14 protein-coding genes and 1 pseudogene are annotated in these 18,077 nt (G+C 70.7%); 6 read left to right on the top strand and 9 right to left on the bottom strand.

What is annotated here, in order from left to right:
- The 3 genes and pseudogenes from VEC03_RS18140 to VEC03_RS18130 form a co-directional block, all read left to right on the top strand.
- Positions 1-195: pseudogene (locus VEC03_RS18140) on the top strand (sulfate ABC transporter permease subunit CysW); the annotation flags it as partial.
- Between the two features lie 96 nt (positions 196-291).
- Positions 292-1,386: a sulfate ABC transporter ATP-binding protein gene (locus VEC03_RS18135; protein ID WP_324918458.1), complete on the top strand. Its 1,095-nt coding sequence runs from the start codon at positions 292-294 to the stop codon at positions 1,384-1,386.
- Positions 1,387-1,422: 36 nt separating this feature from the next.
- Positions 1,423-1,941 carry a disulfide bond formation protein B gene (locus VEC03_RS18130; protein ID WP_324918456.1) on the top strand — a complete coding sequence of 173 codons (519 nt, stop codon included), beginning with the start codon at positions 1,423-1,425 and terminating at the stop codon, positions 1,939-1,941.
- A 101-nt stretch (positions 1,942-2,042) separates the two neighbouring features.
- Here the strand turns inward: VEC03_RS18130 and argA are convergent, their stop codons facing one another.
- On the bottom strand, positions 2,043-3,392 hold the full coding sequence (gene argA, locus VEC03_RS18125; protein ID WP_324918454.1) for an amino-acid N-acetyltransferase: 1,350 nt from the start codon (positions 3,390-3,392) through the stop codon (positions 2,043-2,045).
- A 107-nt stretch (positions 3,393-3,499) separates the two neighbouring features.
- On the opposite strand from argA, the gene hrpA reads away from it, so the two are divergent.
- From hrpA to VEC03_RS18110, 3 genes are all read left to right on the top strand, one after another.
- Positions 3,500-7,450 (top strand): ATP-dependent RNA helicase HrpA, encoded by a 3,951-nt coding sequence (hrpA, locus tag VEC03_RS18120; protein ID WP_324918451.1) that lies wholly within the window; start codon positions 3,500-3,502, stop codon positions 7,448-7,450.
- Positions 7,450-8,649, top strand: a complete 1,200-nt coding sequence (locus VEC03_RS18115; RefSeq protein ID WP_324918448.1) for a multidrug effflux MFS transporter — start codon at positions 7,450-7,452, stop codon at positions 8,647-8,649. Before hrpA ends, VEC03_RS18115 begins: the two co-directional genes overlap by 1 nt.
- 99 nt (positions 8,650-8,748) lie before the next feature.
- A complete protein-coding gene (locus VEC03_RS18110) occupies positions 8,749-8,991 on the top strand; it encodes a hypothetical protein (protein WP_324918446.1) in 243 nt (80 codons plus the stop codon).
- Between the two features lie 54 nt (positions 8,992-9,045).
- Here VEC03_RS18110 and VEC03_RS18105 read toward each other — a convergent pair whose 3' ends face one another.
- The 8 genes from VEC03_RS18105 to tagH all read right to left on the bottom strand — a co-directional run.
- Entirely contained in the window at positions 9,046-9,804 is a 759-nt protein-coding gene (locus tag VEC03_RS18105; RefSeq protein ID WP_324918443.1) for an HAD family hydrolase, read from the bottom strand.
- A gap of 92 nt (positions 9,805-9,896) precedes the next feature.
- Positions 9,897-10,319 (bottom strand): DUF1850 domain-containing protein, encoded by a 423-nt coding sequence (locus tag VEC03_RS18100; protein WP_324918440.1) that lies wholly within the window; start codon positions 10,317-10,319, stop codon positions 9,897-9,899.
- Positions 10,319-12,358, bottom strand: a complete 2,040-nt coding sequence (locus tag VEC03_RS18095) for a TRAP transporter permease (RefSeq protein ID WP_324918437.1) — start codon at positions 12,356-12,358, stop codon at positions 10,319-10,321. Before VEC03_RS18095 ends, VEC03_RS18100 begins: the two co-directional genes overlap by 1 nt.
- A gap of 15 nt (positions 12,359-12,373) precedes the next feature.
- Positions 12,374-13,333 (bottom strand): TAXI family TRAP transporter solute-binding subunit, encoded by a 960-nt coding sequence (locus VEC03_RS18090; RefSeq protein WP_324918435.1) that lies wholly within the window; start codon positions 13,331-13,333, stop codon positions 12,374-12,376.
- 158 nt (positions 13,334-13,491) lie between these two features.
- The gene (gene upp, locus VEC03_RS18085; protein ID WP_324918432.1) at positions 13,492-14,121 is read right to left on the bottom strand and encodes a uracil phosphoribosyltransferase; all 630 of its coding nucleotides are present in this window, start codon (positions 14,119-14,121) and stop codon (positions 13,492-13,494) included.
- A gap of 98 nt (positions 14,122-14,219) precedes the next feature.
- The gene (locus tag VEC03_RS18080; RefSeq protein WP_324918429.1) at positions 14,220-15,488 is read right to left on the bottom strand and encodes a URC4/urg3 family protein; all 1,269 of its coding nucleotides are present in this window, start codon (positions 15,486-15,488) and stop codon (positions 14,220-14,222) included.
- Complete coding sequence (locus VEC03_RS18075; protein WP_324918427.1) at positions 15,485-16,753, bottom strand: GTP cyclohydrolase II; 1,269 nt, start codon at positions 16,751-16,753, stop codon at positions 15,485-15,487. Before VEC03_RS18075 ends, VEC03_RS18080 begins: the two co-directional genes overlap by 4 nt.
- Positions 16,754-16,883: 130 nt before the next feature.
- On the bottom strand, positions 16,884-18,077 hold a 1,194-nt coding region (gene tagH, locus VEC03_RS18070; protein ID WP_324918425.1), incomplete at its 5' end, for a type VI secretion system-associated FHA domain protein TagH.

Below are 18,077 nucleotides of genomic sequence, written 5' to 3'. Positions count from 1 at the left end.
CAGACCAACACCATGCCGCTGCACGTGGAGATCCTCTACAACGAGTACCAGTCGGTCGCGGCGTTCTCGGTGGCGTCGCTGCTGGCGCTGCTGGCGCTGGTCACGCTGGTGATCAAGAGCGTGGCGGAGTGGCGGCAGGAGCGCGCCATGGCCGCGATCGCCGAACTGCCGCCCGAGCGGCCGAACGGAGCCTGAGACTTGCGAACCCTATTCCGCGCTGAAGGGCAGGACGGTGGCATCGGCCACCGGGCACCCGCCGGCCAGCGAAGCGACCCCCGAAAGAGTGAAGCCATGAGCATCGAAATCCGCAACGTCAGCAAGCAGTTCGGCACCTTCCAGGCGCTGCGGGACGTGTCGCTGGACATCGATTCCGGCGAGCTGATCGCGCTGCTGGGCCCGTCCGGCTGCGGCAAGACCACGCTGCTGCGCATCATCGCCGGCCTGGAAACGGCCGACGCGGGCAGCATCCTGTTCGCCGGCGAGGACACTACCGACCTGCACGTGCGCGACCGCCAGGTCGGCTTCGTATTCCAGCACTACGCGCTGTTCCGCCACATGACCGTGTTCGAGAACGTGGCCTTCGGCCTGCGCGTCAAGCCGCGCGGGCAGCGTCCGTCCGAAGCGCAGATCAGGCAGAAGGTGCACGAGCTGCTCGGGCTGGTGCAGCTGGACTGGCTGGCCGACCGCTTCCCGGCCCAGCTGTCGGGCGGCCAGCGCCAGCGCATCGCCCTGGCGCGCGCCCTGGCCGTGGAGCCCAAGGTGCTGCTGCTGGACGAGCCGTTCGGCGCCCTGGACGCCAAGGTGCGCAAGGAACTGCGCCGCTGGCTGCGCCGGCTGCACGACGAGCTGCACGTCACCAGCATCTTCGTCACCCACGACCAGGAAGAGGCGCTGGAGGTGGCCGACCGGGTGGTGCTGATGAACGCCGGCCAGGTCGAGCAGGTCGGTTCGCCGCAGGAGGTCTGGGACCACCCGGCCAGCCCCTTCGTCTACGGCTTCCTGGGCGACGTCAACACCTTCCACGGTCGCGCCCACCAGGGCAAGGTGCACCTGGAGGGGCTGCAGCTGCCGTCGCCCGAGCACGCCGACGCCCAGAACGCCAAGGCGTTCGCCTACGTCCGTCCGCACGACCTGGACGTGCAGCCCTGGACCCCTGGCGCCCACGGCATCGTGGCCGAGCTCACGCGCGCCATCGTGGTCGGCCCGATCGCCCGGCTGGAACTAACGCCGTCCGAGGAAACCCAAGCAGGCACCCTCGTCCGCCAGGACGCCGTGATCGAGGCGCAGATTCCTGCGCAACAATTCAGGGAGTCGGGCTTCAAGGAGGGCGACACGCTGGTCGTGACGCCGCGCCGGGCCCGGGTGTTCGTGGAAGGCGCGGCCTGAGCCAAGGGGCCTGGCGCCCCGCTCAGGAGAAGACTCGTGTTCGATTGGTTGTTCGCGGCCCCGCGCCGCACCCTGGCCCTGGTGTTCGCCGCCTGCGTTGCCATGCTGGGATTCGCGCTGTACCTGCAGCACGTCGTCGGGCTGGAGCCCTGCCCGATGTGCATCGTGCAGCGCTATGCGCTGATCGCGGTCGGCCTGTGCGCCGGCATCGCGGCCGCCATCCCGCGGCGCGGCGCCTGGATCACGGGCAGCCTGCTGGGCCTGCTGGCCGCCGGCTTCGGCGCCTTCGTGGCGGCGCGGCAAAGCTGGCTGCAGTGGTACCCGCCCGAGATCGTGTCCTGCGGCCGCGACTTCTACGGGATGATCGAGACCTTCCCGCTCAAGCGCGCCGTGCCCATGATCTTCCGCGGCAGCGGCGACTGCACCAAGATCGACTGGACCTTCCTGGGCGGCTCGATCGCCAACTGGAGCTTCGTCGCCTTCGTGGCGTTCGCGCTGGTGTTCCTGGGACTGGTCGTGCGCTCGCTGCGCGGGCCGCGGCTGGCGGCGGCCTGAGGCGCCCGTGCGTCGTCCCCGCGGAGGCGGGGACCCAGTGCTTCCTTGACGGCCGCCGAGAAGGCGGACGCTCTGGATTCCCGCCTCCGCGGGAATGACGATCAGCCGAGTTTCTTAACGAAAACCATGCTGCGCCGGTCCCAGTTGTACTTGCGCTTGCGCGCTTCCGGCAGCCAGTCGGGCTCGACCTGCACGAAGCCGCGCTTGAGGAACCAGTGCATGGTGCGGGTGGTGAGCACGAAGATGCTCTCCAGCCCCATGGCGCGGGCGCGCTGCTCGATGCGCTTGAGGATCTTCTCGCCGTCGCCCTGGCCCTGGCTCTGCGGCGACACGGTCAGCGCCGCCATCTCGCCGGTGCGCGCCTCGGGGTAGGGGTACAGCGCCGCGCAGGCGAAGATCACGCCGTCGTGCTCGATCAGGCTGTAGTTGGCGATGTCGCGCTCGATCTCGTTGCGCTCGCGGCGCACCAGGGTGCCATCGCGCTCGAAGGGCTCGATCAGCTGCAGGATGCCGCCGACGTCGTCGGCCGTGGCCTCGCGCAGGCTCTCCAGCTTCTCGTCGATCACCATGGTGCCGATGCCGTCATGCACGTAGATCTCCAGCAGCAGCGAGCCATCCACCGCGAAGGGCAGGATGTGGCTGCGCTCCACGCCGCCCTTGCAGGCCTTGACGCAGTGCTGCAGGTAGAACGCGGTGTCGGTCGGGTGCTGCGGGCTCGGCAGCGCCGCCAGCAGCTGCTCGGCGGCGGCCAGCGGCAGCTCGGTGTCGATCGGGTTGTCCTCCGCCTCCGGCTCGCCCGGGCGGATGCGCACGCCGGGGATCTCGCTCAGGAACAGCAGCTTGTCGGCCTGCAGCGCGATGGCCACGCTGGTGGCGACTTCCTCCATGTTCAGGTTGAAGGCCTCGCCGGTCAGGGAGAAGCCGAAGGGTGAGATCAGCACCATGGCGCCGTGGTCCAGCGAGCGGTGGATGCCGGCCACGTCCACCTTGCGCACCAGCCCGGTGTGCTGGAAATCCACCCCGTCGACGATGCCCACCGGGCGGGCGGTGATGAAGTTGCCCGAGATCACGCGCACCGTGGCACCAGCCATGGGGGTGTTGGGAAGCCCCTGGCTGAACGCGGCCTCGATCTCGAAGCGCAGCTGCCCGGCGGCCTCCTGGGCGCAATCCAGCGCCACCCCGTCGGTGATGCGCATGCCATGCGAGTAGCGGGCGGCGTGGCCCTTGGCCTTGAGCTGCTCGTTCACCTGCGGCCGGAAGCCGTGCACCAGCACCACCCGCACGCCCATGCTCTGGATCAGCGCCAGGTCCTGCGCGATCGCCTGCAGCTTGCCCGAGGCGATCGCCTCGCCCGCCACGCCGACCACGAAGGTCTTGCCGCGGTGCATGTGGATGTAGGGCGCCACCGACCGGAACCAGGGCACGAAGGTGAAATTGAAGACGGTGGACATCGGCTCGGGGCGGCGGATGGGCGCGGGCGCGCGGGGTAACGGGAAAGTGTACGGTACGAGCCCGCCGATAATTGCGGGCTTTGCGCCACCGCGCGCAGAGCCTGCCCTTGCCAGCCACCCCCCGCATCACCTTTCCCGAATCGCTGCCGGTCTCCGGCAAGCGAGACGAGATCGCGCAGGCGATGGCTGCGCACCAGGTCGTGATCGTGTGCGGCGAGACCGGGTCCGGCAAGACCACGCAGCTGCCCAAGATCGCGCTGGCCATGGGCCGCGGGCGCCTGAACGCCCGGCCGGGCGAGAAGGGCCGGCTGATCGGCCACACGCAGCCGCGCCGCATCGCCGCCTCCAGCGTGGCCCGGCGCATCGCCGAGGAACTGGAGACGCCCCTGGGCGAGGTGGTCGGCTTCAAGGTGCGGTTCCACGACCGGCTGTCGCGCGACGCCTCGGTCAAGCTGATGACCGACGGCATCCTGCTGGCGGAGACCCAGACCGACCCGCTCCTTTCGGCCTACGACACGCTGATCATCGACGAGGCCCACGAGCGCAGCCTCAACATCGACTTCCTGCTCGGCTACCTCAAGCAGCTGCTGCCGCGCCGGCCCGACCTGAAGGTGGTGGTGACCTCCGCCACCATCGACGCCGAGCGCTTCGCCGAGCACTTCGCCTCCGCCAAGGGCAGGGCGCCGGTGATCTACGTCTCCGGCCGCATGTACCCGGTGGAGCAGCGCTACCGGCCGTTCGAGGAGACGCGCGAGTACGGGCTGGACGAGGCGATCGCCGACGCGGTCGACGAACTCTGGCAGGGGAACGCCGCGGGCGACATCCTGGTCTTCCTGCCCGGCGAGCGCGAGATCCGCGAGGCCGCCGACCACCTGCGCAAGCACCTGTCGCACAGCCCGCTGACGCGCACGGCGGAGGTGCTGCCGCTGTTCTCGCGCCTGTCGCAGGCCGAGCAGGACCGCATCTTCGAGCCGCACGCCGGCCGCCGCATCGTGCTGGCCACCAACGTGGCCGAGACCTCGCTCACCGTGCCGGGCATCCGCTACGTGATCGACGCGGGCACCGCGCGGGTCAAGCGCTACAGCTACCGAAGCAAGGTGGAGCAGTTGCTGGTGGAGCCGGTCAGCCAGGCGGCGGCCAACCAGCGCGCCGGGCGCTGCGGCCGGGTGGCCAACGGCATCTGCATCCGCCTGTACGACGAGCCGGACTTCCTGAAGCGCCCGCGTTTCACCGACCCCGAAATCCTGCGCTCCTCGCTGGCCGGGGTGATCCTGCGCATGAAGTCGCTGCACCTGGGCAACGTGGAAGACTTCCCCTTCATCGAGCCGCCGCCGCGACGCGCCATCACCGACGGCTACCAGCTGCTCAGCGAGCTGGGCGCGGTGGACGATGCCAACGAGCTGACCCGGGTCGGCCAGGAGTTGGCGCGCCTGCCGCTCGACCCGCGCGTGGGCCGCATGATCCTGGAGGCGCGCGAGCGCGGCGCGCTGGCCGAGGTGCTGGTGATCGCCTCGGCGCTGTCGGTGCAGGACGTGCGCGACCGCCCGCTGGAGCTGCAGGCCCAGGCCGACCAGCAGCACGCCAAGTTCGACGACGAGAAGAGCGAGTTCTCGGGCTACCTGCGGCTGTGGGAGTGGATCCACGCGGCGCGGGGCGGCGGTGCGGATGGGGGCGCCGGGCCCGCCCACAAGCTGTCCAACCGCCAGTACGAAGCCCTGCTGCGCCAGAACTTCATCAACGTGCGCCGGGTGCGCGAGTGGAAGGACATCCACACGCAATTGCACACGGTGGTCGCCGAGCACAAGTGGCGGCTCGATGCGCAGCCCGCGGGCTACGAGGCGGTGCACAAGTCGATGCTGGCCGGCCTGCTGGGCAACATCGGCTGGAAGATGGAGGACGGCGCGGCCAACCCGTCCACCGGCGCTCGCGGCGGGCCGGCGCAGTCGGAGTACCTGGGCGCGCGCGGCATCAAGTTCCATCGCCACCCGGGAGCCCACCTGAAGAAGCGCCCCGGCCGCTGGATCGTGTGCGCCGAGCTGGTGGAAACCACCCGCCTGTTCGGCCGCGGCATCGCCAACATCGAGCCGCAATGGATCGAGGAGGTGGCCGGCCACCTGCTGCGCAAGCAGCTGCTGGACCCGCACTGGGAACGCAAGGCCGCCGAGGTGATGGCGCTGGAGCGCGCCACCCTGTACGGCCTGGTGATCTACAGCGGCCGCCGCGTGCCGTTCGCACGGGTCGACCAGCAGGGCGCGCGCGAGATCTTCATCCGCGAGGCCCTGGTGGCGGGCCAGTGGGACACGCGACTGCCGTTCCTGGCCGCCAACCAGAAGCTGGTGCGCCAGGTGCAGGAGCTGGAGCACAAGTCGCGGCGGCAGGACGTGCTGGTGGACGAGGAGCTGATCTACGCGTTCTACGACCAGCAACTGCCATCCGAGGTCTACAACGGCCACACCTTCGAGGGCTGGTATCGCACGCAGAGCCGCGCCAACCCCAACCTGCTGCGGCTGACCCGCGAGGAGCTGATGCGGCACGAGGCTGCGGGCATCACCACCGACGCCTTCCCCAAGGTGATCCGGCTGGGCGGCGTGGATTGCGCGGCGGCCTACCTGCACGAACCGGGCGATGCGCGCGACGGCCTAACGGTGACGGTGCCGCTGTTCGTGCTGAACCAGGTGAGCGAGGAGCGCGCCGAGTGGCTGGTGCCCGGCATGCTGAAGGACAAGCTGCAGGCCCTGCTGAAAAGCCTGCCGCAGAAGCCCCGCTCGCGTTTCGTGCCGCTGCCGGAGTCGGCGGCCAAGCTGGCGACCGAACTGACCGCACCCGAACGCTGGGCGGCGGGCTCGCTGCTGGAGGCGCTGCTGAAGCTGGTGCGCGAGCGGACCTCGCTGGACGTGCGTCGAACCGACTTCAAGCTGGACATGGTGCCGGCCCACCTGTTCATGAACTTCCGTGTGGTGGACGAGCATGGCCGCCAGCTCGGCATGGGCCGCAACCTCGGCGCGCTGAAGGCGGAGTGGGGTGCGCAGGCGCGCGGGGCGTTCCAGACGCTGGCGGGCCTGAAGGCACGGCCCGCGGCAACCGGGCAGCCGACTTCTCCGCCCACGGGCCCGGGAGGGCAGGGCGCAGGCGGCGCAGAAGCGTCCAAGGGCGCCCGCTCCCATGCCCCTGTGCGGGAGGCCAGGGACGCCGGCCCGGGCGTGGACGCCACGCAGCGGTACACCAGCTGGTCCTTCGGCGAACTGCCGGAGCTGATGGAAGTGCGCAAGGGGTCGACTTCCCTCATCGGTTTTCCCGCGCTGATCGACCAGGGCGACGCCGTCACCATCGAGGTCTTCGACGAGCCCGAGGTCGCCGCCGCCAGGCACCGCATCGGCCTGCGTCGCCTGTTCGCCCTGCAGATCAGGGACGCCCTGAAGTACCTGGAGAAGAACATTCCCGACCTGCAGAAGATGGCGGTGGCCTACATGCCGCTGGGCACCCAGGAGGAGCTGCGCCAGCAGATCGTCGACGTGGCGCTGGACCGCGCCTTCCTGCTCGACCCCCTGCCCGCCGACGAGCCGGCCTTCCGGCGGCGCGTGGAGGAAGGGCGTGGCCGCCTCACCCTGATCGCCAACGAAGTGGCGCGGCTCGCGGGCACCATCCTGGCGGAGTACGCGGCTGCCGCACGCAAGATCAAGGACACCAAGGGCCATCCGGACGCCAGCGCCGATGCGACACAGCAGCTGCAGCGGCTGCTGCCCAAGCGCTTCCTGCTCGACACGCCCTGGCCGGCGCTGCAGCACTTCCCGCGCTACCTCAAGGCCATCGTGCTGCGCCTGGACAAGCTGCGGGCCGACCCGGCCCGCGACACCGCCCGCATGGGCGACGTGAAGCCGCAGGAGCAGCGCTATTGGCGCCTGGTGGCCGAGCGCAGAGGCCATGTGGACGACCGCATGCAGGACTTCCGCTGGCTGCTGGAGGAGTTGCGCGTGAGCCTGTTCGCCCAGGAACTGCGGACGCCGCAGCCGGTGAGCGTGAAGCGCATCGAGAAGGTCTGGGCGCAGGTGAACAGCTGATGGACGCACCACGCCGCCACCCGCTGCTGACGATGGCCAACCTCGTGGCCCAGCTCGCCTTCGGCCTGCTGGGGATGACGATCTGCCTGCCCTCCATGCCGGACTGGACCGGCGAGTTCCAGGCCAGCCAGGCCGCGGTGCAGCTCACCTTCAGCGGCTTCGTCGCCGCCTATGGCGGCATGCAGCTGGTGTACGGGCCCTTGTCGGACCGCATAGGCCGCAAGCCGGTCCTGCTGATCGGGCTGTCGGTCGCCCTGGTGGGCCTGCTGGTGGCCGCCGCGGCCCCGAATCTTGCGACGCTCACCCTGGGCCGCGTGCTGCAGGGGGCCGGCAGCGCGGCCGGCATGGTGACCGGCCGTGCACTGGTGCAGGACCTGTTCGATGGCAGCGAGCGCACCCGCGTGATGGCCTTCATCGGCATGGCCATGGGCGTGGTGCCGCCGCTCTCGACGCTGCTGGGCGGCCAGCTGCACGTGCACGTCGGCTGGCAGGCCAACTTCGTGCTGATGGCCGTCCTGGCGCTGGTCCTGATGGTCGCGGCCTGGCGTGGCCTGCCGGACCGCCCTGCGAGCCAGGCTACCGCGCCGGGCGGCGGCCTGCGGCAGCTGGTCGGCGGCTACCTCCAACTGGTGCGCCAGCCGGCCTTCGTGCTGTACGTGGCCATGCTCGCGTCCACCACAGCGACCTTCTACACCTTCCTGGGCGGGACCCCGCTGGTGCTCAAGGGCTATGGCGTCGCGCCCGAGCACCTGGGCTGGTACATCGGCGTGATCCCGATCGCCTACGTGTTCGGGAACATGCTGACCATGCGGCTGGCCCAGCGGCGCGGCGACGCGTACATCGTCGCCCGCGGCCAGGCGCTCACCCTCGCCGGGCTGCTGATCGTCGTGGCGCTCGGCCTGGCCGACGTGCGCCACCCCCTCGCGCTGGCGCTGCCCCTTCTGCTGCTGGGCGTGGGCCACGGGCTGATGGTCCCGCCCACTCTGATCGGCACGGTCGGCCTGGTGCCGGCATTGGCGGGATCGGCCGCCGCCATGGCCGGCGTGATGCAGCAGCTGCTCGGCGCGCTGGGCGGCTTCGTGGTGAGCCTGGTCCCCAACGAGGGCCAGACCGACCTGGGCCTGATCATGCTGGGTTGGGCGGTGATGGGCCTGGCGGCGCAGCTGGTGCTGTACGGCCGGGTGCTGAAGCGGCGCTGAGCCGGCGCCGCGGCGGCGGCATCCATCGGCAATCGACTACGCGCCGCGCACGGCGGCGTCGCTAGCATGGTCCGGAACCTGCATCCACCGGAAGCTATCGTGAACGAGAACCTGCTGCAGCGCTGGAAGCGCTACGACGACGAGCGCCCCAACTTCGCCGGCGAGCACTGGCTGGTGCTCGCGGGCGGCATCGCCCTGTGGCTGGCCACGCGCCGCCATCCTTCCTTCGCGGTGCGGCTGGCCGGCTCCGTGCTCGGCACCCTTGCCGTCGCCCGCGCCGCCACCGGGCGCGAGGTGCCGCCGAAGATGCTGCGCTACCTGCCGTACGCGGACCGGCACTGAAGCGCGAGCAAGCGCGGCCTTCCGACGGGCCGCGGCGGGATCAGGCTTCCGGCTTCACCCCTTCGGCCGCGGGCTCGCCGTCTTTCCCAGCGGGTCTTCCGCCGGCATCAGCACGCCCATCAGGTCCGACGTCGTGGGCAGGATCAGGTCGGCGCCGTGCTCGCGCAGTTCGCGTTCGGTGCCGAAGCCACACAGCACGCCGACCGTCTGGGCGCCCGCGGCGACTCCCGTGCGGATGTCGATGGTGGTGTCGCCGATCATCAGGCACTCCTCGGGCCGCACGTCCATGGCTTCGGCGGCGAACAGCAGCGGCTCCGGGTGCGGCTTCATTCGCCGCGTGGTCTGGGCGCCGATCACCTCCGTGAAATGCCGGCGCACGCCGTAGTGCTCGAGGAAGCGGGCCACGCGGGGCGCGCCGCCGGTGGAGATCGTGCACATGGGGTAGTGGGAGGCCAGCGCCACGATCATCTGCTGCACGCCGGCGACCATCTCGTGCGGCAGTTCATCGGCCGCCTCCGGATTGCGCGTGTGGGCCGGATCGACGCCGCGGGCCCGGATCGCCTGCAGCCGGGCGCGCAGGCGGGTGAGCGGCACGTCCAGCCCGAGCTCGTCCAGCCGGGCGTAGGCGCCATGCACCGGCGTTTCCAGCGCCATCACGGCCTGGCGCGCCAGCCGTTCGGCGCGCCGACCGCTGACCAGCGGGATGGCGTCGATCAGCCCGGCGAGGCGGGCGACGATGTGGTCGTCCGTGTCGGCCAGAGTGCCGTCGACGTCGAAGCAGAGGGCGCGAATGCGCGAGAGGTCCAGCTGCATGGCGCGAACTTAGCGCGGGCCGCCTGGGCGGTGGGTCGGACGGGACTGCAAGCTGCCGTATCCGCGCAACCCGCGGACCGGCTGCGCCAGGGTTAGCGCCCCGGCTGGGCTCGCACCTCGCAGGGCCACAGCCGGGTGACGCCGCCGTCGGCCGGCAGCAGGTCCTGCAGCGGGCGGCAGCGGCCGTCGACACACCAGTCGTAGTCGGCCGTGAAGGGCGAGCGCGTCAGGCGCAGCTCTTCCAGCGAAGGGGTGGAAGGGCGGTACACGTACCACCCGTCGCGCAACACCGCGCCAGCCGGGGGCTCCATGCCGGCGCCCGAGCCGCGGATGCGGGCGTCGAGGGCGAGCAGGCGCAGGCCTTGTGCGGTGCGCTGGATGGCGTAGTCCTCCTCCCAGCGCGTCTTCTCGATGGAATGGGTCCAGGCCAGCGTGAACCGGGTGGCCGGCACCTGGACCGGGGCCGCCGTGGCGGCCGCGAGCGCCAGGCAGACGCCTGCGAGCCCAGCGGCCATCAAGCGGCGGTGCTGCTGCCCATGGGGCGCGCGCGATGGGCGCGGGCGCGCCAGACATGCCAGGCCAGGATCAGCCCGGTGAGCACCAGGCCCACCTGGTCGGTCCAAGGCGCGGCCGCCACCAGGAAGCAGGCCGAGCCGATGCAGGCGGCCCGCTCCAGCCAGTTCAGGGGCGCGAACAGGTAACCGATGGCGCCGGCGCCCCACAGGCCGATGGCGACCAGGGCCTTGAACACGATCCAGGCGACGGCCAGCGGTCCGCCGTCGCCCTGCAGCATCAACGCCGGGTCGTACACCGCCATGTAGGGAACGATGAAACCGGCGATGGCGACCCGCACCGCGTTCAGCCCGATCTTCAGGCCGGTTTCGCGCGCGATGGGGGCCGCGGCGAAGGCGGCCAGGGCCACCGGCGGCGTGAGGTCCGCCATGATGCCGAAGTAGAAGACGAACATGTGCGAGACGATCAGCGGCACGCCCAGCTTGAGCAGCACCGGCGCGGCCAGCGAGCTGGTGATGATGTAGTTGGGGATGGTGGGGATGCCCATGCCCAGCACCAGGCAGGTGAACATGGTCAGCACCAGCGCCAGCATCAGGCTCTTCTCGCCCAGGCCGATGACGTAGCCACCCATCTCGGCGGCCACGCCGGTGAGGTTGATGATGCCGATGATCACGCCCACCAGCGCGCAGGCGATCGCCACCGGCAGCGCATGCTGGGCGCCGTCGGCCAGCGCCCGCAGCGCCAGCTTCCGCGCATCCTGCCCGGTCCGGCGCGCGTAGGTGCCCGCAACCAGCAGGGCCGTGAGGACGAAGAAGGTGCCGACGCCGAACTGGAAGAAGCCGCCGCAGGCGATGGCCAGCAGCACCCAGAACAGCACCCGTAGCCCGTTGTTGCGCACCCCGGTGAGCACGGCCGCGCCGAAGATGAGGATGACCGTCAGGCCCAGGCCGACGGTGCCCGAGAACAGCGGCGTGTAGCCCGAGAACAGCAGCCCCACCAGGCCGATGAGCGGCAGCAGCAGGTACCAGCGCAGCTTCACGGCGGCCCAGGGGTCGGGGCAGTCCTCCTTGGCCAGGCCCAGCAGCGACTTGCGCCCGGCCTCCAGGTGCACCATCCAGAAGGCGGTGATGAAGTACAGCAGGGCCGGGATGAGCGCCGCCTTGCAGACTTCGATGTAGGGGATGTTCAGCGTCTCGGCCATGATGAACGCGACCGCGCCCATGACCGGCGGCATGATCTGCCCGCCCATGCTGGAAGTGGCTTCCACGCCCCCGGCGAAGGCGCTGGAGTAGCCGAAGCGCTTCATCAGCGGGATGGTGAACTGCCCGGTGGTCACCACGTTGGCGACGCCGGAGCCGTTGATGGTGCCCATCAAGCCCGACGAGATCACCGCCACCTTGGCGGGGCCGCCGCGCGTGTGGCCCACGGTGCCGAGCGCGAAGTCGGTGAACAGGGCGATCATCCCGGCCTGCTCGAGGAAGGCCCCGAACAGGATGAACAGGAAGATGTACGTGGACGACACGTAGGTGGGCGTGCCGTAGATGCCCTCGGTGCCGAACGAGAGCGTGCTGACGATCTGGTCCAGCCCGAAGCCGCGGTGCACCAGCGCGCCCGGGAGGTATTCGCCGAAAGCGCCGTAGGCCAGGAAGATCGCGCAGATCAGCGGCAGCGCCCAGCCCATCATGCGGCGCGCCGCCTCGAACACCAGCACCAGCGTGACCACGCCCACCACCCAGTCCCAGCGGTTGAGCTCGCCCGCGCGCAGGGTGAGGTCGGCCTCGAAGATCCAGTGGTAGAAGCTGGCGACGAAGCCCACCAGACCGAGTGCCCAGCCCAGCGGGCGCCAGCCGCCCGCCCCGGCGCGCCAGCCGGGATGCAGCACGAACACCATCAGCAGCACGAAGCCGACGTGGATCGCCCGCACCACCTGGCTGGACAGCGGGCTGAATGCCGCCGTGACGATCTGGAAGGAGGAGAAGAGCAGCGCGATCCAGAAGATCGCGCCGCGCAGGCCTTGCGGCTGTTCGTCAGCGGCGGACATCGGCGCGGCGGCTCCTTACTTGACCAGGCCGACTTCGCGGTAGTAGCGCTCGGCGCCCGGGTGCAGCGGCACCGGCATGCCCTTGACCGCGTTCTCGCGCTTGATCGCCTTGGCGGCGTTGTGGGCCGCGTGCAGGGTGTCGAGGTTGTCGTAGAGCGCCTTGGCCATCTGGTAGGCGAGGTCATCGGACACGCCCGAATGGGTGACCAGGAAGTTCGGGATGGCGGCCGTCGGGACGTCCGCCGTCTGGCCCGTGTAGGTGTTGGCGGGGATGGTGGCCGGCTGGTAGGCGGCATCGCCGACCTTGGCGACCACGTCCGCCGGCACCGGCACCACGACGATCTGCTGCGAGGACGCCAGGTCGCGGATGGAGGCCACGCCCAGGCCGGCCGACTGCAGCGTGGCGTCGAGCTGGCGGTTCTTGATCAGTTCCACCGACTCGCCGAAGGGCAGGTACTCGACCTTGGCCAGGTCCTTGTAGTCGATGCCGGCGGCCTTGAAGATGGCGCGCGCGTTCAGTTCGGTGCCGGATTTGGCGGCGCCCACCGACACCCGCTTGCCCTTCAGGTCGGCCAGGGACTTGATGCCGGAGTCGGCGCTGGCGACGATCTGGATGTAGTTGTTGTAGGTGGCCGAGAGGCCGCGCAGCTTGGTCAGCGGCGTGTTGAAGCCGGCTTCGGCGTTGCCCTTGTAGGCGTCGGACAGCGCGTCGGCGAGGGTGAAGGCCAGCTCGCCGCGGCCGGCCTGCAGCAGGTTGAGGTTCTCGGCCGAGGCCTTGGTCACCTGCGCCGTCGCCTTGGCGTTCGGGATGGCCTTGGCGTAGATCTGCGAGAGCGCCACGCCCAGGGGGTAGTAGACGCCGCTCTGGCCGCCCGTGAGCACGTTGACGAACTTCTGCTGCTGGGCCAGGCCTGCGCCGGCGGCGAGCGCCGCCACGAGACCGAAGGCCACGGCGATTCGGCGGGACATCCGCATGAAATATTCTCCTTGGATTGCTGGTTGAGTCGCGCATCCGCGTGCGCGGATGCTGCTTCGATGGTACGCACGGATGGGTCCGTTCCCGGCCGGGACGACCCCGGAATTTCCCTTGGGTCAGTTCGAATGCGGCAGGGCGTCCGACCGGCCTCGCCGCGTCACTTCGTCCCGAAGATCCGGTCGCCCGCGTCGCCCAGGCCCGGCAGGATGTAGCCGTGCTCGTTGAGCTGGCGATCGATGGCCGCGGTGTAGATCGGCACGTCGGGGTGGGCGCGCTGCATGGCCTGCACGCCCTCGGGGCAGGTCAGCAGGCAGACGAACTTGATCGACTTGGGCTTGAGCTCCTTGAGCCGCTCCACCGCCGCGATGGCGGAGTTGCCGGTGGCCAGCATGGGGTCGACCACGACCACGTCGCGCTCGTGCATGTCCTGCGGCATCTTGAAGTAGTACTCGACGGCGACCAGCGTCTTGGGGTCACGGTACAGGCCTATGTGGCCCACGCGGGCACCGGGCACCACGTTGAGCATGCCGTCCAGGATGCCGCTGCCGGCGCGCAGGATGGAGACGAACACCAGCTTCTTGCCGTCGATGACCTTGCCGGTCATCTTCTCCAGCGGGGTCTCGATCTCGATGTCCTGCATCGGCATGTCGCGCGTGACCTCGTAGGCCATCAGCGTGGCCAGTTCGCCCAGCAGCCGCCGGAAGCTGTTGGTGCTGGCCTCCTTCTTGCGCATCAGGGTGAGCTTGTGCTGGACGAGCGGGTGGTCGACGAGGTGGACGTGGGACATGGTGATGAGGGAACAGGGATGCTGGAATATAGCGACGCCGATGCAGGGCGACGGGCGCTTAGGACGCAGCCCCGCCGTTGCGGCGGAAGACGAAAGCCCTAGAACACCGTCCCGTCGCTGTGCACCTGCAGCGGCGGCCGGCCGTCGCGGGCGCGCTGGGCCAGCTCGCGGCCGGCGGCCCAGGTGCCGCCTTCGAGCACCGCGGCCAGCGGCAATTCGTCTTCGGACAGGGACAGCTCCGAGCGCACCAGCCCCGCCAGTTCGTCGATCAGGGCCACGGTCAGCGCGCGCCACTCGACGATGATCTCGTCGCCCGGGTGCCAGACCGTGTTCGCCGCCTCGGGCTCGCGCAGCTGCAGCACGCCGCTGTCGATCAGCAGGCCGCCGTTGCGGTATTCGGGCAGGGCCGTGAGCCGCTCGATGCCTCGCACCTGCACCCCGGCCCAGGTGAAGGGCTCCAGCAGCGAGTAGGTGATCCACTGGGTGAGCTTGTGGAACGGCACCCAGCCGTCGGAATCGGCGTCGCCGCGGACGGCGGCGTGCCGCCAGACGTCGCCGAGCGGCACGCCGCCGATGCTGGTGCCCAGCGGCCAGATGCCCGACAGCGACACCAGCAGCTGCGACAGGATGTCGTGCGCATCGACGTCGGCCGAATGAGGGATGCCGCCCTCGGCGCCGATCAGCCAGTCGAAGATGCCGGAGGGTCGGCCCGGATCGCCGAAGACCTCGGGCTGCTCCTGCAGCGCCTCGCCCAGCCGCCGCAGCAGCACGGCGCGGCCCTGCAGCCCGACCAGCGGATTGGCTTCGCTGGCCTGCAGCACCTCCGCCAGGCGATCGGTCACCAGCGAGCGCAGGCCCTCGGCATCGGCCTGCAGCGGGTGCAGCCTGTCGCTGGAGAACATGCCGGCCGTGAAGGCATGGAAGCTGGCCACGGCCAGCCCTTCGGAGCGGGTATAGGTCTGGCCGCTGGCCGCATCCACGTACTTCCAGTCGCTGCCGGCGCCGGCGTCCAGCAGCACGCTGACCACGGTGAGGTCGATCATGGCGCGGGCTCGCGCCGACAGTGGGGCGTCGCCCAGCCTTTGCTCCAGCAGGTGGCGGCGGTCGACGCCGCCGGCCTCGAAGTGGCGCCAGCGGCTGTGCAGCGGCACCTGCAGCTTCGGGTAGTGGCGGCGGGTGGCCGCGGCGACCTCGGCAGCGGCGGCGCGCATGCGCCCGTCGTCGACCGTGAACCAGGCCGAGTGGCCGACGCGGGCCCGGTCCAGCAGCTGGCCGCAGCGCTCGCGCACGGCGACGGTGGACCGCAGGATGCTGGCCGCGACCTCGCCCTGCGAGAACTCGCGCACGAATTCGTTCTGCTGGCTCATGCGAGGTTCCTCCCGCGAGTGGCCTTCAGCTGCTGCGCGTCCGGCACCGCGCCGGGGGTGAAGTAGCCGGCGGCCATCTTGGCGTCCATCTCGACGCGGGCGTCGGCCGGGATCAGCTCGTCCGGGATGTTCACGCGTTCCCCCACCTCGATGCCCGATCCGGTGATGGCGTCGAACTTCATGTTGCTCATGGAGACCAGCCGGTGGATGCGGCGCACCCCCAGCCAGTGCAGCACGTCCGGCATCAGCTCCTGGAAACGCATGTCCTGCACCCCGGCCACGCATTCGGTGCGGGCGAAGTACTGGTCGGCCGTGTCGCCGCCGAGCTGCCGCTTGCGTGCGTTGTAGACCAGGAACTTGGTGACCTCGCCCAGCGCGCGGCCCTCCTTGCGCGAGTAGGCGATCAGGCCAACGCCGCCGCGCCCGCCGGCTTCCTTCGGCTGGGCGCCGCGGATGCATTCCTCGATCGCGTGCGTCAGGTAGGGGCGGCAGGTGCAGATGTCGGAGCCGAACACGTCCGAGCCGTTGCACTCGTCGTGCACCCGCGCGGTCAGCTCGACCGCGGGATCGGCCAGGTCGCGCGGGTTGCCGAAGATGTAGACCGTCTGGCCGCCGATGGGCGGCAGGAAGACGTCCAGGTCGCCGCGGGTCACCAGCTCGGGATACATGCCGCCGGTTTCCTCGAACAGCACGCGCCGCAGGTCGGCCTCGGTGACGCCGAAGCGACGCGCGACGCCGGGGAGGTGCCAGACCGGTTCGATGGCGGCCTTGGTGACCATGGCGGCGCCGCTCGCCAGCAGCAACTGGCCGTCGGGCTGGAGGCGGCCCTTCTGCACCGCCTCGATGACCTCCGGCAGGATCACGTGCGCCTTGGTGACGGCGATGGTCGGGCGGATGTCCAGCCCCAGGCCGATCTCCTCGGCGAACACCTCCGCGACCTGCGCGCCCCAGGGGTCCAGGCTGACGATGCGGTCCGGGTCGCTCCACTGCGGGTAGGGGCCGATCGCGTCAGTGGGGGCGGTGTTGGTCAGGTCGGCCCGATGTCCGCGCGACAGCGCCCCGGCCGCGACGGCCAGCGCTCGATAGACGCTGTAGGAGCCGCTATGGGTGCCGATCACGTTGCGGTGCGCCCGCGAGCTCGTGGTCCCCACCACGGGGCCGCGCTCGGCCGGGTTGGCGGCGCCCCAGCGGATCGGCGGGGCCCCGCTGCCGGCCGCGTGCGAGGTCAGGCGGATGTGGCGCGGCGCAAGTTGCTCTGAAGCCATGGCGGTTCCGGGCAAAAGGACACTTTAGCTCGCGCGCGGCTGGAGCGGGACGGTTGGCGGCGAGGGGGCTCGCCGGGATGCAACGCTGCAATGGGTGCTGCCGGGCTGGACCGGCGGCCGGGGCAGGGCGTCAGTGCCGCCGCGGCTGGACCTCGGCGGCCTGCACCCGCTCGCGGCGCAGGCGCTCGGTCTCGCGCGAGTAGGTCGGCATGAAGTGGCGGTTGAACATCTGCTCCAGCCAGTCGGCCATGTGCTCGCCCTTCTTCTCGTAGAAGGTGGTGTACAGGTCCCAGAGCCGGGCGTTGTCGACCAGCGCGATGCTCTTCTTGCCTTTGAGCAGCGCGGCGCGCAGCTTCTGCGGGTCGAACTCGCGGATGGCGCCCTCGACCGCGGCGCGCACGGCCGCCACCGAGGCGAACTCGTGGCCCCGCAGGTCGCCGATGGCTTCCTCGAGCGCGGCCTTCACCGGCATGTAGCCGGCCGCCCCGGCCGGCATGAACAGCAGGTAGTGCAGCAGCTCCTCTGCTTCCATGCCCGTCTTCAGCGGATTGTTCTCCTGGGCACCGAGCATGGTGCGGTCGACCGCGCGCAGTTCCTTCTTCAGCTCGGCCCGCACGTTCATCAGCTCGGTCAGGCCCTGCACGATCATCCGGACCGACGCGCCCATCGCCTCCCACTCGCGGGCGCTCAGCTGCTGCGGCCGCGAGGCCCCCAGCCCCAGGCCCTTGCACAGCGCCGCCAGCGCTTCGTCGGCGGCCGGGCCGGCACGGCCAGCGGTCGCGGGCGGGGAGGTCGCCTCCACGCGCGCCGGGGGCGGGGCGGCGAAAGCGTCGGCGGAAGGGTCGCCCACGAACGAATGCGAGAACGGGTCGATGGAGCCGTCGCCCAGGTCCACGCGCCAGGAGGTGGAAGAGGAGAACGGATCGTCGTGCACCGAGGGCGCGACGGACGGCGCGGGATGCGGATGCTCGGCCTCGAGCGGCGGATGCGGCTCGGGCGCGGGCGTTGCCGGCGGCGTCAGCCACTCCGACGGCAGGTCGGCCCAGGGGTCGCGCGACGCCGCCGGGGCGGGCGCCTGCTGCGGCGACTGCGATGCGGCCAGCGCCGCCAGCGGATCCAGGTCCACCGGCGCGGCCGCGGGCACCGGCGCCGGCTGCAGGATGACGGGCGAGACCGGCAGGTTGAAGTCGTGCACGTGGTCGACCGCCAGCCGGGGTGCCTGCTCCATCGGCGAAGGCCGCAGCAGGGACGACGCGCCGAGTCCGCTGCCGGTGCTGCCGGGCGCGCCGAGGAACTCGTCGATCAGGCTGCCAGGGTTGGCGGG

This window comes from Ramlibacter sp., from assembly GCF_035627355.1.
Classification (GTDB): Bacteria; Pseudomonadota; Gammaproteobacteria; order Burkholderiales; family Burkholderiaceae_C; genus Ramlibacter.
The sequence above is the reverse complement of the archived record's forward strand: the minus strand, read 5'-3'. Positions and strand labels throughout refer to the sequence as shown.

Excerpts from the sequence above, each read along its gene's own strand:
- VEC03_RS18135 (WP_324918458.1), top strand. The coding sequence starts at position 292 with ATGAGCATCGAAATCCGCAACGTCAGCAAGCAGTTCGGCACCTTCCAG.
- argA (WP_324918454.1), bottom strand. The coding sequence starts at position 3,392 with ATGTCCACCGTCTTCAATTTCACCTTCGTGCCCTGGTTCCGGTCGGTG.
- VEC03_RS18115 (WP_324918448.1), top strand. The coding sequence starts at position 7,450 with ATGGACGCACCACGCCGCCACCCGCTGCTGACGATGGCCAACCTCGTG.
- VEC03_RS18105 (WP_324918443.1), bottom strand. The coding sequence starts at position 9,804 with ATGCAGCTGGACCTCTCGCGCATTCGCGCCCTCTGCTTCGACGTCGAC.
- VEC03_RS18100 (WP_324918440.1), bottom strand. The coding sequence starts at position 10,319 with ATGGCCGCTGGGCTCGCAGGCGTCTGCCTGGCGCTCGCGGCCGCCACG.
- VEC03_RS18095 (WP_324918437.1), bottom strand. The coding sequence starts at position 12,358 with ATGTCCGCCGCTGACGAACAGCCGCAAGGCCTGCGCGGCGCGATCTTC.
- VEC03_RS18090 (WP_324918435.1), bottom strand. The coding sequence starts at position 13,333 with ATGCGGATGTCCCGCCGAATCGCCGTGGCCTTCGGTCTCGTGGCGGCG.
- upp (WP_324918432.1), bottom strand. The coding sequence starts at position 14,121 with ATGTCCCACGTCCACCTCGTCGACCACCCGCTCGTCCAGCACAAGCTC.
- VEC03_RS18080 (WP_324918429.1), bottom strand. The coding sequence starts at position 15,488 with ATGAGCCAGCAGAACGAATTCGTGCGCGAGTTCTCGCAGGGCGAGGTC.
- VEC03_RS18075 (WP_324918427.1), bottom strand. The coding sequence starts at position 16,753 with ATGGCTTCAGAGCAACTTGCGCCGCGCCACATCCGCCTGACCTCGCAC.